16 protein-coding genes are annotated in these 15,484 nt (G+C 59.6%); 7 read left to right on the plus strand and 9 right to left on the minus strand.

Annotated features, from left to right (window positions below):
• Positions 1–149 precede the first annotated feature (149 nt).
• The 6 genes from CBB62_12675 to CBB62_12700 all read left to right on the plus strand — a co-directional run bounded on the left by CBB62_12675 (position 150) and on the right by CBB62_12700 (position 5,172).
• On the plus strand, positions 150–1,325 hold the full coding sequence (locus tag CBB62_12675; protein ID OUT39253.1) for an acetyl-CoA acetyltransferase: 1,176 nt from the start codon (positions 150–152) through the stop codon (positions 1,323–1,325).
• 90 nt (positions 1,326–1,415) lie between these two features.
• Positions 1,416–2,138, plus strand: a complete 723-nt coding sequence (locus tag CBB62_12680) for a beta-ketoacyl-ACP reductase (GenBank protein ID OUT39803.1) — start codon at positions 1,416–1,418, stop codon at positions 2,136–2,138.
• Between the two features lie 32 nt (positions 2,139–2,170).
• The gene (locus CBB62_12685; protein ID OUT39254.1) at positions 2,171–2,617 is read left to right on the plus strand and encodes a hypothetical protein; all 447 of its coding nucleotides are present in this window, start codon (positions 2,171–2,173) and stop codon (positions 2,615–2,617) included.
• Between the two features lie 13 nt (positions 2,618–2,630).
• A complete protein-coding gene (locus CBB62_12690) occupies positions 2,631–3,119 on the plus strand; it encodes a hypothetical protein (protein ID OUT39255.1) in 489 nt (162 codons plus the stop codon).
• Between the two features lie 3 nt (positions 3,120–3,122).
• The gene (locus CBB62_12695) at positions 3,123–4,073 is read left to right on the plus strand and encodes an EamA family transporter (protein OUT39256.1); all 951 of its coding nucleotides are present in this window, start codon (positions 3,123–3,125) and stop codon (positions 4,071–4,073) included.
• Between the two features lie 79 nt (positions 4,074–4,152).
• Positions 4,153–5,172 (plus strand): hypothetical protein, encoded by a 1,020-nt coding sequence (locus CBB62_12700; GenBank protein OUT39257.1) that lies wholly within the window; start codon positions 4,153–4,155, stop codon positions 5,170–5,172.
• Here CBB62_12700 and CBB62_12705 read toward each other — a convergent pair.
• The 5 genes from CBB62_12705 to CBB62_12725 all read right to left on the minus strand — a co-directional run bounded on the left by CBB62_12705 (position 5,096) and on the right by CBB62_12725 (position 11,313).
• The gene (locus CBB62_12705) at positions 5,096–5,602 is read right to left on the minus strand and encodes an RNA pyrophosphohydrolase (protein OUT39258.1); all 507 of its coding nucleotides are present in this window, start codon (positions 5,600–5,602) and stop codon (positions 5,096–5,098) included. The two genes, CBB62_12700 and CBB62_12705, sit on opposite strands and share 77 nt — an antisense overlap.
• Positions 5,603–5,613: 11 nt before the next feature.
• Positions 5,614–7,023 carry a hypothetical protein gene (locus CBB62_12710; protein ID OUT39259.1) on the minus strand — a complete coding sequence of 470 codons (1,410 nt, stop codon included), beginning with the start codon at positions 7,021–7,023 and terminating at the stop codon, positions 5,614–5,616.
• A gap of 132 nt (positions 7,024–7,155) precedes the next feature.
• The gene (locus CBB62_12715) at positions 7,156–8,472 is read right to left on the minus strand and encodes a peptidase S41 (protein ID OUT39260.1); all 1,317 of its coding nucleotides are present in this window, start codon (positions 8,470–8,472) and stop codon (positions 7,156–7,158) included.
• 61 nt (positions 8,473–8,533) lie between these two features.
• Positions 8,534–9,757 carry a hypothetical protein gene (locus tag CBB62_12720; GenBank protein ID OUT39261.1) on the minus strand — a complete coding sequence of 408 codons (1,224 nt, stop codon included), beginning with the start codon at positions 9,755–9,757 and terminating at the stop codon, positions 8,534–8,536.
• Positions 9,754–11,313 (minus strand): phosphoglycerate mutase (2,3-diphosphoglycerate-independent), encoded by a 1,560-nt coding sequence (locus CBB62_12725; GenBank protein OUT39262.1) that lies wholly within the window; start codon positions 11,311–11,313, stop codon positions 9,754–9,756. Before CBB62_12725 ends, CBB62_12720 begins: the two co-directional genes overlap by 4 nt.
• Positions 11,314–11,463: 150 nt before the next feature.
• Here CBB62_12725 and CBB62_12730 point away from each other — a divergent pair, with 150 nt between their 5' ends.
• Entirely contained in the window at positions 11,464–12,906 is a 1,443-nt protein-coding gene (locus tag CBB62_12730; protein ID OUT39263.1) for a 30S ribosomal protein S6--L-glutamate ligase, read from the plus strand.
• On the opposite strand, the gene CBB62_12735 is transcribed toward CBB62_12730, so the two are convergent.
• The 4 genes from CBB62_12735 to CBB62_12750 all read right to left on the minus strand — a co-directional run bounded on the left by CBB62_12735 (position 12,901) and on the right by CBB62_12750 (position 15,456).
• Positions 12,901–13,716, minus strand: coding sequence for a hypothetical protein (locus CBB62_12735; GenBank protein OUT39264.1), 816 nt, complete (start codon positions 13,714–13,716; stop codon positions 12,901–12,903). The two genes, CBB62_12730 and CBB62_12735, sit on opposite strands and share 6 nt — an antisense overlap.
• A 64-nt stretch (positions 13,717–13,780) precedes the next feature.
• The gene (locus CBB62_12740; protein OUT39265.1) at positions 13,781–14,242 is read right to left on the minus strand and encodes a 23S rRNA (pseudouridine(1915)-N(3))-methyltransferase RlmH; all 462 of its coding nucleotides are present in this window, start codon (positions 14,240–14,242) and stop codon (positions 13,781–13,783) included.
• Positions 14,243–14,293: 51 nt separating this feature from the next.
• Positions 14,294–14,716 (minus strand): ribosome silencing factor, encoded by a 423-nt coding sequence (locus CBB62_12745; protein OUT39266.1) that lies wholly within the window; start codon positions 14,714–14,716, stop codon positions 14,294–14,296.
• Between the two features lie 74 nt (positions 14,717–14,790).
• On the minus strand, positions 14,791–15,456 hold the full coding sequence (locus tag CBB62_12750) for a nicotinic acid mononucleotide adenylyltransferase (protein OUT39267.1): 666 nt from the start codon (positions 15,454–15,456) through the stop codon (positions 14,791–14,793).
• Positions 15,457–15,484 lie beyond the last annotated feature (28 nt).

A 15,484-nucleotide genomic window follows, 5' to 3' on the forward strand; every position in this document is an offset into this window, starting at 1 on the left:
CAAACCCGTGCCGACACGCGTAATGTCGCCACCGTTGAAGGGATGGCCTCACAACGACAAAATCAGATGCAACCATCCGCATCAAAACGGGCCTTTCCAGTACCTGATCCCTTCTGACTTATCGCCTGTTTCAAGAGGAAAAACCAACCATGTCCGATGTTGTAATTGCCGCTGCGGCCCGTACCCCGATCGGGTCATTCAATGGTGCGCTCAGTGCCGTGCCTGCGCATTATCTCGGTGAAACCGTGATCCGTGAAGTCCTGAGCCGTGCCAAAGTCGAGGGTTCGGAAGTCGATGAGGTCGTCATGGGCCAGATCCTGACCGCCGCTGCCGGCCAGAACCCGGCACGTCAGGCCGCGATGAATGCCGGTATCCCAGAGGAAAAGACCGCTTATGGCATCAACCAGCTCTGTGGTTCCGGTCTGCGTACGGTGGCCCTCGGCTATCAGGCGATCAAGGTCGGTGATGCCGGTATCGTTGTCGCCGGTGGTCAGGAAAGCATGAGCCAGGCACCCCATGCCCAGCAACTGCGCAACGGCCAGAAAATGGGCGACTTCCAGATGATCGACACCATGATCCGTGACGGTCTCTGGGATGCCTTCAACGGCTATCACATGGGCCAGACGGCAGAGAACGTTGCCGAGAAATGGCAACTGACCCGCGAACAGCAGGATGAGTTTGCGGTTGCCTCCCAGAACAAGGCCGAAGCTGCGATGAAGGCTGGCAAGTTCAAGGACGAGATTGTCCCGGTCACCATCAAGGGCCGCAAGGGCGATGTGGTTGTCGACACCGACGAATATCCACGCGCTGGTGCCTCCATGGATGGTATGGCGAAACTGCGCCCGGCCTTTGCCAAGGAAGGCACGGTTACCGCCGGTAACGCATCGGGCATCAATGACGGTGCCGCCGCTGTTGTGCTGATGAGCGCCGATGAAGCCAAAAAGCGTGGCGTTGAGCCGCTGGCCCGCATCGTCTCATGGGCAACCTGTGGTGTTGATCCGGCGATCATGGGTACCGGCCCGATCCCGGCTTCCCGCAAGGCACTCGAGAAGGCAGGCTGGAAGGTTGAGGACCTCGACCTGATCGAGAGCAATGAAGCCTTTGCTGCACAGTCTCTGGCGGTAGCCAAGGACCTCGGCTTTGACATGGACAAGGTCAATGTGAATGGCGGTGCCATCGCTCTCGGCCACCCGATCGGCGCTTCCGGCGCACGGGTGCTCGTCACCCTGCTGCATGAGATGGGCAAGCGCGATGCCAAGAAAGGTCTCGCCACCCTGTGCATCGGCGGCGGCATGGGTATTGCCATGTGTGTTGAACGCGACTAAGTGAACGCGACCTGATTATCACCGGGCCGGGCGCGCAACACGCGACCGGCCCGATGACCATAAAAAATAACAGTTATCTGGGAGAAAATGATGTCACGTGTGGCAGTAGTAACCGGCGGTACCCGCGGTATCGGTGCCGATATCGCCATTAAACTGAAAGCCGACGGCTACAAGGTTGCGGCGAACTATGCTGGTAACGATGAAAAGGCCGCGAAGTTCAAGGCTGATACCGGTATTGATGTCTTCAAATTCGATGTTGCCGATTTCGACAGTGTGGCCAAGGGCATCGATGAAGTGGCTTCGTCCCTCGGTCCGGTTGAAGTGCTGGTGAACAATGCTGGCATTACCCGCGATGGCATGCTGCACAAGATGGATATCGATGCCTGGCAGGCGGTGATCGACACCAACCTGACCTCCTGTTTCAACCTCTGCCGCGCGGTTGTTCCCGCCATGCGCGAGGCCGGTTTCGGGCGGATCGTCAATATCAGCTCGATCAACGGTCAAAAAGGCCAGATGGGTCAGACCAATTACTCGGCAGCCAAGGCCGGCATGATCGGCTTCACCAAGGCGCTGGCGCAGGAAGGTGCCTTCAAGGGCATTACCGCGAATGTCATTTGCCCGGGTTATATCGCGACCGAGATGACGGGTGCGATGAAGCAGGAAGTACTCGACAGCATTATCAAACAGATCCCGGTTGGCCGTATGGGCAAGCCGGAAGAGATCGCCGATATGGTCGCCTATCTGGTGCGTGATGACAGCGCCTTCATCACCGGTGCTACCTTCTCCGTCAATGGTGGCCAGTACATGGTCTGATCCTGCAGTTCCTGCAATCAGCGAGTAGTTTCATGACATCCGGCCCCGATACCGATCCACGTGCCTATCCGACACGTCCCTGGGTCGGTGTCGGGGCCATTGTCATTCATGCGGGGCGCGTGCTGATGGTCAAGCGCGCCAAGCCGCCAGAGCAGGGCAAATGGAGCCTGCCGGGCGGCTCGCTTGATCTCGGTGAAACCTGCGCCGAGGCCGCCATTCGTGAGGTGGCGGAGGAAACCGGCATCGTTGCGGAAGCGGTATCGGTCCTGACTGCTGTTGATCGTATTGACCGCGATGCCGATGGCGCCGTGCAGTACCATTATCTGCTGGTGGATGTTGTGGCGCGCTATGTCAGCGGCGAGCCGGTTGCTGGCGATGATGCGCTGGAGGCGGCATGGATACCGGTGGATCGGCTCGATCAGCATGGCATCTGGGATGAAACCCGGCGGGTGATCCTGATGGCAGCAGGGATAGAGTAGGGAGAGCAACGCCATGTCGTTCATGGAATGGTATATGGTGATCGCCTGTTTCGGCACGGCACTGCTCTGTCTTTACTGGCATTGCCGGGCAATCTGGCTCTGGCTCAGCATTCCGAACTGGCCGCGGGTTGAGGCAGTGGTGCGCAAATCCATAATTCGGCAGAAATCATCGCGGCATCGGCATTATGCGCTCGATATCGAGTTCGGCTATCGCTTCCGGGGCGAGGACTATATCGGTCGCCAGCCCGTACCTGGCGGTCTGGTCACCCAGACAAAACAGGGCGTGGAGGCGGTTGCTGCCACCATGGCCGAGGGCACGGTGCTCAAGGTGCATGTCAATCCGCGCCGCCCGCGTGAGGCCTATGCCGCGCCGGTGGCATCTCGCCCTGCTGATCTGTGCGCTGGTTTTCGGTGGCGCTGGTACGCTGATCCTTTACAAGGTCAATCCCGATGCCCGCACAGTGATCGACGGCATCCTGAAACCGGAACCGGAATAGAATAGGCCATGTCGGTCTCGCCTGATGCTCCCTTGCCAGATGCTCCAGCAACCGATGTCCATGTCAAGGCGACCCTGATCGGCGCAACCGCTGTGCTACTATGGTCGACGCTGGCGCTGTTCACGGTGCTGTCGGGCCGGATACCGCCGTTTCAGCTGCTGGCCATGTCATTTGCCGTCGCCAGCCTGATCGGCCTGATCTGGTCGATCCGCAAGCGCGGCAGCCTGCGGGCGGCCTGTGCCACCTTCCGTCAGCCGTTATCGGTCTGGGCACTCGGGGTTGGCGGGCTGTTCGGCTATCACTTCGCCTATTTTCTGGCCCTGCGTTTGGCACCGCCGGTTGAGGCCAATCTGCTCAACTATCTCTGGCCCCTGCTGATTGTGCTGTTTTCCGCCCTGCTGCCCGGCCACCGCCTGCGCTGGTTTCATCTTGTCGGGGCACTGCTTGGCCTTGCCGGTACCGCGTTGATCATTACCGGTGTCGAGACGGCCAGTTCTGATGATGCCTCATCCTTTGCCGGGCTTGGCGTCGCACTGGCCGCTGCCCTGATCTGGTCGAGCTATTCCGTCCTCAATCGCCGTCTGCCCGATGTGCCGACCGAGACGGTGACCGGGTTTTGCCTCGCCACCAGCCTGCTCGCCATCCCCGCCCATCTGGTGTTCGAGCAAAGCGTCATGCCAACTGCAATCGAATGGCTCGCGGCACTGGCCCTCGGTCTGGGGCCGGTTGGCGGTGCCTTCTTCGTCTGGGATTACGGCACCAAGCGCGGCGACATTCGGGTACTGGGCGCGCTTGCCTATCTGGCACCGCTGCTCTCCACCCTGTCGCTGGTGGTAATCGGCGTGCGTGGCTTTGATTGGCTGCTTGGGCTTGCCTGCCTGCTGATTATCGGCGGGGCGGTGATGGCCAGTGCCGAGATGTGGCGCAAACCCCGCAAAATGACAGAAATGCTAAACTAGTTACCCCGTTATCTGTTTTTGCTTCTTCCTGTCGTGGTTCTGGCGGAAGATTATGGAAAGACAAAAATCGAGCAGCCAGATGACGGGACCGGTGCCAGATCGCCGTATACGGGCGACGATCATTGGGGGATCAGCTATTTTCCTCTGGTCGACGCTCGCCCTGCTGACCGTCAAGACCGGGTCGGTGCCACCACTGCAGCTGCTATTCATGAGCTTTGCCATCGGCGGTATTGCCGGTCTGGTCTGGACCATCCGCCGCAATCCCACACGTAACGCGCTGCAACGCATCTTCCGGCAACCGGCGGCGGTCTGGCTGCTCGGCATCGCCGGTATCTTCGGCAATCATGTCCTGTATTTCTTTGCCCTGAAGATGGGGCCACCGGCAGAGGCGAACCTGATCAACTATATGTATCCGGCGCTGATTATTCTGTTTGCCGCTGTGCTGCTGAAGGAACGGCTGCGTTGGTTCCATATTATCGGCACCGTGACCGGTTTTGCCGGGGCGGCGGTGATTATCCTCAGCGTTGATTACCAGAACCAGCAGATGGCACCGGCACCGGTTCTGGGCCTGCTCGCGGCTGCCGGGTCAGCAGTCAGCTGGGCGCTGTACTCGGTCCTGAACCGCAAGTTCAAACAGGTGCCGACGGAAATCGTGGTCGGCTACACCCTGGCCAGCGCCGCCCTTGCCCTGCCGCTGCATCTGGCGCTGGAAACAACTGTCATGCCCATGCCGGAAGAGCTGTTCGCCATCCTGCTGATGGGCTTGGGGCCTGCCGGGGCGGTGTTCTTCGTCTGGGATTACGGTACCAAGCATGGCGATATACGGGTGGTTAGTGCCCTGCTGTTTTTCACGCCGCTGCTGTCCTCATGGTTGCTGATCATCGCCGGGGTACGGCCCTTCGATATCAGTATCATTCTGGCCTGTCTCCTGATCGTCGGCGGGTCGATTTTCGCCAGTCTGGAAATGTGGCTGCAGGAACCGCCGCTCAGGAATGATCCCGGTCCGACACCCGAACTGGAAGTCATTCCAATCGAGGTTCGAGAAGATCCGGTCGATCCAGCAACTCGGCAAGAACCGCCTGATATACCGCCCGTTTGAACGGAATGATGGCATTGACCACCTCATCGGCGGTGGCCCAGCGCCAGCGGCCGAACTCCTGATGCTTGTCCGCGGTCAGGTCGACGTCATCTTCTGTCCCGGTGAACCGGGCGAGTACCCAGCGCTGGCGCTGACCACGCCATTTGCCGCGCCGGGGATGGTTGCGCATTTCATTCGGGAAATCATAGTAGAATTCAGACGGCGTGACCTGAATGATATCGGCCTTGTCCGTGCCGATCTCTTCCTGCAACTCGCGCAGTGCCGCTTCCTCCACATCCTCACCGGCATCAACACCGCCCTGTGGCATTTGCCACGCGCCCGGCACATCAGTGCGCTCGCCGATAAAGATCATGCCGTGATCATTGATCAGCACAATACCGACACAGGGGCGGTATTCGCTTGGGATACGCTCGATCTGGCGGTCGGTCATGGAAGGTTGGATCAGCTTGGGTTGCGGTCGTCGAGGCCGATGGTGGCGCTTACCGGCACCAGATCAATACCGCGGGAACGGAGCAGCGGAATCCATTCCTCAAGCCGTTCAAAGGTTACCGGATAGGCCTGAGCATAGCCGATGGCATGGCCATTGAGCTTGGCCAGAGATTCCAGCCCCATAAGCTGTTCATCAATATCGGCGACGGTCGGGATAGCATCGATCAGCCGGTCACTGCGGTTATAGGGCAGATTGGCCCGATTGCTGAGATCGGCAGAGACCGAGTTGACGGTCGAGTTGTTATCGATAAACAGCAGGCCGCGCCGCGCCAGTTCGCGCAGGATCGGGTCCAGTGCTTGCGGTGATGCCAGCAGGGCCGAGCCGAGGAAGCCGGTGACACCGACATAACCCTCGGCAGCGCCCAGTGAACGATAGAGGGCGGTGATGTTGTCTGCAGGATCAGAATCGACAAGCAGGACATTCGGGCCGGGATCATCGAACGGATAATTGATCGGCTGCATCGGCAGGGCCAGCAGGGATTCATGCCCGACCTCTCGCGCTGCGGCAATCAGGTCGTCCAGTGCCGGAGCATAGGGATGGAAGGCGAGGCTGACATCCGGTGGCAGTTGCTCGATTGCCTGCCGGGTCTTGTCCGGGTTCAGGCCCAGTTCGGTCATGACGATCGAGATACGCGGCAGATCGACAATCGGCACCCGGCGGGCATAGGCCATGGAAGCGCGCATGCCATTGGCAGCAATGACCGGCAGCGGGCCATATTCGGTGCTTTCCTGCAGGTCAGCGCGTGGTTCTGCCGGTGGTGTACCCTCTGCCCGGTCAACAACCTGCGGCATGTCCGACTCTGGCTCCGGTGGCGGCGTGACAGCCACTGGCTCCGGCTCAGGTTCTGGCGCAACGGCGATAACCGGTTCAGGTTCCGGTGGCGTGTCGATGCTGATCTGTGGTTCAGGTTCCGGCTGTTGATCGACAATCATGCTTGCCGCCATACCACCGATTTCGCTGACGTTCTTAATATCGGGTGAGGGGGGCGGGCCCGGTGGCTCAACCGCGAGTGCCAGATAGCCGACCCCGGCACCCAGCAGGAGCAGGAAGGCGGTACCGGCCAGCAATGGGCCTTTTAGGCCACCCGAACCACCAGCACTGGCTTGTTCATTGGTCATCGAGGCGGCCATGGAGGCGTAGGAGCGTCGCCGGGGCGGCTCGTCATCGTCCCATGTGGTACGGCTGTCCTGATCCTGCGGGAAGGAATCGTCATGGCCGTCATCGGCCAGCGTTTCGACCGTCGCACCATCAGCTTCCTGAAGGCTATCAGACATGGCAGCATCGTTATCGAGACTGTTACCGGTCTCGATCGTGTCGTCGCTATTGGTGTTGGCATCATCCTCAATGCCTGCACCTGCCATCGACTCTTTCAGGGAGTTGGGCAAATTGCCGTCCAGGGTTCGATCCCCCGCCTTATTCAGTTGTGCGTTTCTCAGCACATGATTATCAGGCCGACATGTCGACCAGTCAAATCACCAGCGGTCACATGCCTATTAATTCACCACTGTAGAGCGAAATAGCGACACTCCGCGCAACAGGTCAACTGCACGGGCCAATTGATAGTCGAACGGTTGCTCATCGGTCGCATTCCCGGCCACAGGCTGGTCATTTACCTCAACCTCGACATTTACATCGACGTCCTCATGATCCGGGTTGTTAAGAGCGCCACGGAGGTCAGCCTCGCGACGGCGCTCAAGCACGGCAATTTCCTCAAGACGGGCCGGTTTAACCTCGATATCGGGCTCGATGCCTTCAGCCTGAATGGAAACACCGGACGGGGTGTAATAACGGGCTGTGGTCAGACGGATCGCGACGTTGCCGGACAATGGCATGATGGTCTGAACCGATCCCTTACCGAAAGATTTGGTGCCGATGATCAGCGCGCGGCGGTGATCCTTCAGGGCGCCAGCCACGATTTCGGATGCGGATGCGGAACCGCCATTGATCAGAACCACGATCGGCAGACCTTCTAGATCATCACCGGTGCTCGCATTGTAGCGCTGGCTGTCCTCTTCGCGGCGGCCACGGGTCGAGACAATCTCGCCCTTGTCGAGGAAGATATCTGAGACCGAAATCGCCTGATCGAGCAGGCCACCGGGATTATTGCGCAGATCAAGCACAACACCGGTCAGCTTGTCGCCCAACTCGTCCTTGAAGCTGGCAATAGCATCCTCGACGCCATCAGAGGTTTGTTCGCTGAAGGTGCTGACGCGGATAATGCCGATATCGCCCTGAATTTCGGAGCGCACAGAACGGATGCGGATGACATCGCGCTTGATTGGAATTTCGAGTGCTTCGGTTTCACCTTCGCGGCGCACGGTGAGAACGATGGTGGTGCCGATCCGGCCACGCATTTTCTCAACCGCTTCCGACAGGGTCAGGCCGAGGACCGGCTCATCATCCAGATGGGTGATGTAGTCGCCAGGCTGGATACCGGCATTGGCCGCCGGGGTGTCATCGATCGGGGAGACCACCTTGACGAAGCCGTTCTCCATGGTGACCTCAATGCCGAGACCGCCAAATTCGCCGCGGGTCTTGACCCGCATGTCGCGGAAATTGGCTTCGTTCAGATAGCCGGAATGCGGATCGAGCGATGTCAGCATGCCGTTGATTGCTGCCTCGATCAGTTCCTTGTCGGTCAGTTCCGTCACATATTCCGCCCGTACCCGCTCCAGCACATCACCGAACAGGGTCAGTTGCTGATAGGTTTCGGCTGATGACTGGCCGCTGCTCTCTGCCTGCGCTTTGAAGGCGATGGGGCTGATGGCAAGGGCGAGGGATAGGGTGGCGGCTATAAAACTGGATCGCATTGGGCTTCTTGTCCTGTGAGTCCGCTCGGCGCGGTTCGTCCTGATACTTGCTATTGAATACCTAATTGGTCTGATTGGCCACGAAAAGTAAGGGATTCTGTGGCCGACCACGATAACGTGATTCAAAGTATAATGGCAGTTCGTCCGTATTGGAGCCTGAAACACCACTTTGAAGCAATGAATTACTGCTCGCAATCGAATGATCAAGTCTGCCAATGGGTTCTCCGGCCCTCACTGGCTGGCCGACCTGTGCCATCAGGGCCAGTGGACCGGCGAGAACCGAGTGGTATTCCTGACCGTGATCGATGATCACCACCCGGCCATAGCGGCGAAATGGCCCGGCATAACGGACCGTACCATCGGCGGGGGCGAGCACCATCTGACCGGCGCGGGCATGATAGATCAGCCCATCGGCCCGACCGCCGCCATCAACATGACTGCCAAAGCGTTGTGTAATCTGGCCTGAAATTGGCGGCAGGTAGCGCAATCGGCTCGTTCGAGCCGTGGGTGCCGTATCCGGTGTTGCATTCGGCGGATCGGGCAGTCGCGCCAGTTCCTGCATCAGTGCCTGCAAATCGGCGGCGCGTTTGGCGAGATTATCCACCCGCTCAGCCTCCGCGGCATGATCTGCCGAGGTCGAGGCGAGCCGCTCCGCCCGGTCGTTCAACAGGGCTTCCAGTTCCTTGTCCTGCTGTTCAAGGGTGTTGGACAGCGTGACCAGCTCAATGCGGCGATTGTCGATCAGGCCGCGCAGTTCCTTGACTGTTTCGATCTCATCGCGCAGTGGTTCCAGTGCTTGCTGCACCGCCGGGACTGCATTGCCCATGATGGTGGCGGCGCGGCTCAGTTCGGTAACGGATTTTGCGTGGCTGAGGATGGCTTCGGGCGGAATCCGGCCAAGCCGCTGCAATCCGCCGAGCAGTTGTGACAACTCCTCGCGCCGGGCCTTGAGCCGGGCCTGTGCCAGTGTCAGGCGGGTTTCGAGATCACCGATCTTGTCCACCAGCGTCCGGCGCTCGTTCTCCCGTGCCTGCAACAGCAGGGCATTGGTTGCGAGGGTTGAGCGTATCTGCGCCAGTTCCTGATTGAGCGCCTGCTCCCGGCCTGCCAGTTCGGCTGCACGGGCGCGGCTGTTCTCCAGTGCCTGCTGGAGTGCTTCCGGATCCTGTTCGGACAGCGTGGCTGCGCCATCCGCAGTTTGCGCCCATGCTGATAGCGGGGCCGGGATACTGCCCAGGCCCGCGATTACCGTGATAACGGCTGCATGGACGCGCAATCGGATCATGCGGCGCTCTGGCTCTTGTCCCCGGCATCGGCAATCAGGTTTCTGCCGGTCATTTCCTCGGGCTGGTCGACGCCCATCATGAACAGCAGGGTCGGGGCGAGGTCGGCCAGACGGCCATTGCGCAGTGTCTGGCCCTCGCTGCCACCGACCAGCACCAGTGGCACCGGGTTGGTGGTATGGGCGGTATGCGGGCCGCCGGTTTCGGGATCGCGCATCAGCTCGCAGTTGCCATGATCGGCGGTGACGAGCGCCATACCGCCCAGTTTCTCGATGCTCTCGAGCAACTGGCCGAGGCCGGTATCCACCGTTTCACAGGCTTTCATCGCCGCTTCGAGTGAGCCGGTATGACCGACCATGTCGGGGTTGGCGTAGTTGATGACGATCAGATCATAATCGCCGGTATCAATCGCCGCCTTGACCTTCGAGGTCAGTTCGGGGGCCGACATCTCCGGTTGCAGATCATAGGTGGCAACCTTGGGTGAGGGCACCAGAATCCGGTCCTCGCCCGCATATTCGGTTTCTTCACCGCCATTGAGGAAGAAGGTGACATGGGGATATTTCTCGGTCTCTGCCGCACGCAGCTGGCGCTTGCCGGCGTTCGAGACCACTTCTCCCAGCACATTGACGAGGTTTTGCGGCGCGAACAGCGTGGTCAGAAACGGGTTCAGTTTGTCGGAATACTCAACCATACCGCCGGCAATCGCCAGTTCGGGCCGGTTGGGCCGGTCAATGTCGCTGAATGACGGATCGAGCAGGGCAGTCAGTATCTCCCGCGCCCGGTCGGCCCGGAAATTGGCGATCAGCAGCCCGTCACCATCGGCCATACCATCATAACCGTTGAGGCTGACCGGTTCGATGAACTCATCACTGACATTAGCGTTATAGGCGGCCTGAATCGCGGCAATCGGATCATCGGCAGCCGTACCGGTGCCGCTGGTCAGCAGGTGATAGGCTTTGGCCACCCGCTCCCAGCGGTTGTCACGGTCCATGGCGAAGTAACGGCCGCAAAGGCTGGCGAGCTTTATGTCGGGATTGTCGCCCAGATCATCCAGAAATGCCTGCACATAGGTCTGTGCCGACTTTGGACCGACATCGCGGCCATCGAGGAAACCGTGGACCAGAACCGGCACACCGGCCCCGGCAACGATTTTGGCGAGTGCCGCGATATGGCGCTGATGGGCGTGGACACCGCCGGGGGACAGCAGGCCGAGCAGGTGCAGCTTGCCGCCGGTATCCTTCAGTTTGGCAATGATTGACTGCAGCGCTTCATTATTTGCCAGCGAGCCGTCTTTGATTGCCTTGTCGATGCGTGGTAAGTCCTGATTGACGATCCGGCCTGCGCCGATATTGATGTGCCCGACCTCGGAATTGCCGAACTGGCCATCAGGCAGGCCGACATCGCCGCCGCCAGCCTGCAGAAATGCAGTTGGGCCATGGGCCCAGATGCGGTCGAATACCGGGGTTTTTGCTTGGCGGACAGCGTTGTCCGCTGCTTCTTCCCGCCAGCCGAAGCCGTCCAGAATGCAGAGCATGACGGGGTGTTTTTTGGTCGGCATTATTTTTATCTCGCAGATTTGCAATGTTGCTCTTATTGGATGCCATTGTTATGGGGCGAGAGTGCGGCGGTCTCAACCTCGAATTTCAAAGTTTATCCCCGACCGGTGGGGTATTTGCCTTGCCGGCATTGATTATGGGAATGGTTCTTTATGTCAGCACCAAACACGAATGATGAAGTGTTCCGCCTCGGCTGGGAGGAATGGGTTGCGCTGCCCGAGCTGGGCTTGCCTGCGCTCAAGGCCAAGGTTGATACCGGCGCCAAGACGTCGGCACTCCATGCCTTTAATATCGAACCGTTCGGTAATGCCGAGAACCCCAAGGTCCGCTTCGATATTCACCCCATTACCCATGTGGATCATATCTCGATCACCTGTTCGGCAGATGTGGTGGATCGCCGTGAGGTCACGTCTTCCAATGGCGAGACCGAGTTGCGTTATGTCATCAGCACCAATATCAAGGTTGGTGACCGGACCTGGCCGATTGAGGTGACGCTGACCGACCGGGCTTCAATGACTTATCGGATGCTGCTCGGGCGGCAGGCGCTGGCCGATGATATGGCAGTATTTCCGGGTGAGAGCTATTGCCAGCCGGAGCTTGATTACGATGTGTATCACACGGCGGAGATCAAGAATGCCGCGCCGGATCGCTCTCTGCGCATTGCCGTGCTCAGCCGTGAGGAAACCAGCTATTCCACCAGACGCCTCGTTGAGGAAGGCGAGAAGCGCGGCCATGTGGTTGAGGTGATCGATACCACCCGTTGCTATATGGCGATCAACGCCATGTCGCCGGAGATCCATTATGATGGCCAGCGTCTGCCGCGCTATGACGCGGTTATTCCACGCATCGGGGCGTCCATCACGCCCTATGGCACGGCGGTTATCCGCCAGTTCGAGACTATTGGCACCTATTGCGTCAATCCATCGGTCGGCATTACCGCCAGCCGGGACAAGCTGCACGCCCATCAGGTGCTGGCGAGGCACCAGATCGACATGCCGCCGACCGCCTTTGCTGCCTCACCGAAGGATACCGGCAATCTGATCGGGCTGGTCGGATCGACGCCGCTGATCATCAAGCTGCTGGAGAGCACGCAGGGCAAGGGCGTGGTGCTGGCGGAGACCAAGAAGGCGGCGGAATCCGTGATCTCGGCTTTCCGGGGGCTGAAAGCCAGTTTCCTGCTGCAGGATTTCATCAAGGAATCCGGCGGTAACGATATTCGCTGTCTGGTAATCAGTGGCAAGGTGATTGCGTCGATCCAGCGGGTCGGGGCAGAGGGCGAGTTCCGCTCCAACCTGCATCAGGGCGGCACGGCGGAACCGGTGCGCATCACGGCAACCGAGCGCAAGATGGCGATCAAGGCGGCCAAGGCCTTCAATCTGCAGGTGGCGGGGGTCGATCTGCTCCGCTCCAATGACGGGCCGAAGGTGCTCGAGGTCAATTCCTCACCGGGTTTTGAGGGGATCGAGACGGCAACCGGCAAGAACATTGTTCGCGAGCTCTATGACGCGATCGAAAAGCATCTCCGTCCTAGCCGATATCGTCGCAAATCAACCAAAACCGGCACCGTCAAGGAACGTACGGACAACCTGCTATAGCTTTTTGCCGGGCTCCGGTGGCTTGGAGGGTTTTGCTGACGGCAGTGCGGGCATGGTCTCGGTATCTAGGTCGCGGCTGAATCCACCTGCCGGGGCGAGGGTTTCCAGCGTGAGCTGGAGCAAGGGTTCGGTTTTGCCGCCCACGGCCAGATGCTGGTGAACCGCAGTGTCGAGCCGGTCGGCATAGCCCTTGTCCATATCACGCAGACGGGTCAGCAACCGGCGATAGCTGCCGATCCACTGCTTGTTGCTCCGCAGGTGAAATCCGGCAAGTTTTGGCACCATCATCGAGGCAATGAAGCGCTGTTCCTTGGGGTCTGTGCTCTGGCGCAGGCTGTCAGCGAGTTCGGTCAGTTCGACCTGACTGCTGCGCTGTTGCCGTGGCGTAAACTCCGGTGGCCCCTTGCGCACATAGTCGCGCGCTATTGAGCGCGCCGTCACGGCGGTGTTTGAGCGGGCATTGAACAGGTTTGGGCCCGTGGCGACGATATCCATGACCCATGGGTTGGCCCGACGGTATTCGCCCTCAAGGCGACGTTTCAGGCCCGTCATATTGAACACGGCGAGGTCGAGAGGGATACCGTCAATGGTGATTTTCTTGCGCTGGCTGAGTGGTTTGTCCGCGCCATCCGGCGTGATGATAACGCCGTCCACATCCGATCCGGGCTGCGCCACACCACGGGCAACCGAGCCACCGATAAAGGCAGCAACGCCAACAACGCCATGCTGATCCTCAACATAGCGCTGGAATGTCTGCCATGCCTTGTGACTAAAGGCACTCTTCGGATAATGGGCGGAATATTCAGCCATGACAGCAACCTAGGCGGCTTGGGCGAAAGTTGCGAGTGCAAGTCATATTGCTGAAAACAAAGGCTCAATCCCGGTGATAGGGATGGCCGTCGAGAATGGTCTGGGCACGGTAAATCTGTTCGGCGGCCATGGCGCGCACTAGCATATGCGGCCATGTCGCCTTGCCATAGGAGAGCAGCAGCCGGGCGCGGTCGCGGACCGACTGGTCGAGGCCGTCCGCACCGCCGATCACCAGCGCGGTATGGCGCTCGCCCTGATCCTGCCATTCATTGATCTTGCCCGCGAAGTCACGGCTGCCGAGCTGTTTGCCACGCTCGTCGAGGGCAACCAGCACCGCGCCCTGAGGCAAGGCATCAAGGATGAGGGCCGCTTCTGCCTCGCGGCGTTTTTCCATGGGTTCGATAGCTTTACGGAGATCGACCTCGATCAGGTCAAGGGGCCATCGCAGGCGTGTACGATAATGATCGTAGAGCGCTTTTTCCGGCCCCTTACGGGCACGACCGACAGCAATAAGGCTGAACTGCATAGGCCTTCACAATCAGCCGTTTCAGGGCCGGTCCGTATTTTCAAACCTGCGTCAGACGCCTGCGGCGTTCAACGTTTTCACCCCGCCACCTGCAGCCCCGGATGGTGCGTCGAGCAACCACATCTTCTCGATGTTGTAGAACTCGCGTACCTCGGGCCGGAACAGATGCACAACGATGTCGCCAGCGTCGATCAATACCCAATCGGCATTGGACTTGCCCTCGACCTTGACCGACTTGACACCCGTTTTCTTGATCTTCTCGACCAGATGCTCAGCCATGGCAGCGACCTGGCGCGCGGATGTACCGGACGCAATAATCATACTGTCTGCTAGGGCTGATTTTCCGGCCAGATCGATCGAGACAATGTCGAGTGCCTTGTCATCTTCGAGGGACTGGATGGCGAGACGTTCCAGATCTTCCGGTTCGGGAAGGCGGGACGGTTTGGCTGTTTGACGATGCGTACTTATCGTCATCCTCCTTGGTTGGTCAGCGACCGTCCGTGATGTGATCCATACAGTATTGGCAAAACCTGAACCAAACTCCTGATCTAACCCGCTGCCCGGATCGCACTTGCCGATGCCCCGTGCAGGGGGATGGCGAGGAAGGTCCAGGCTGGCGGTCCAACCTTTGACAATCGTCGTGACTGTCGGCCGGTTAGACGGTGCCGTTGATAGCGTGCCGCCGCCAGTGACGAACACGCTCTTAAAGAATAGGGAGAGCGAGCAAAAACCGCAACCGGCATTGTGGTGAAAATGCTCTGCCAGCGGTCCCAGTACCGGATTTGCGACAGGTTGTCTGCCCCCATCAGCCAGACGAAATCCGTGCCGTGAAACGCGGATTTCAGCGCCGGAAGCGTGTCCGAGGTGTATTGCGTGCCCAGTTGCTGCTCCAGATCGGTGACCATGATGCGCGGATGGCGGGCGATGCGTTTTGCCTGTTCGATTCGGCTTTCCATCGATGCCATGCCATGGCTGGGCTTGAGCGGGTTCTGCGGGCTCACCAGCCACCAGACCTGATCCAGACCGAGGTGGCGGAGCGCCATCAGGCTGATATGCCGATGGCCGTCATGGGCCGGGTTGAACGAGCCGCCGAGCAGGCCGATACGCAGGCCGCGCCAGAGTTTTCCGCTGGCGATATGCGGCGGTGAAAACGCGGTATTGCCGTAGCCCGGCAGGGTGCGGTTGCGAACTGTACCGACAGGGTCGTATGGCATGGATGGTGTCGTTGTATCGAATGCTCAG

This window comes from Micavibrio sp. TMED2 (assembly GCA_002168225.1).
In the GTDB taxonomy this organism is placed as follows: domain Bacteria; phylum Pseudomonadota; class Alphaproteobacteria; order TMED2; family TMED2; genus TMED2.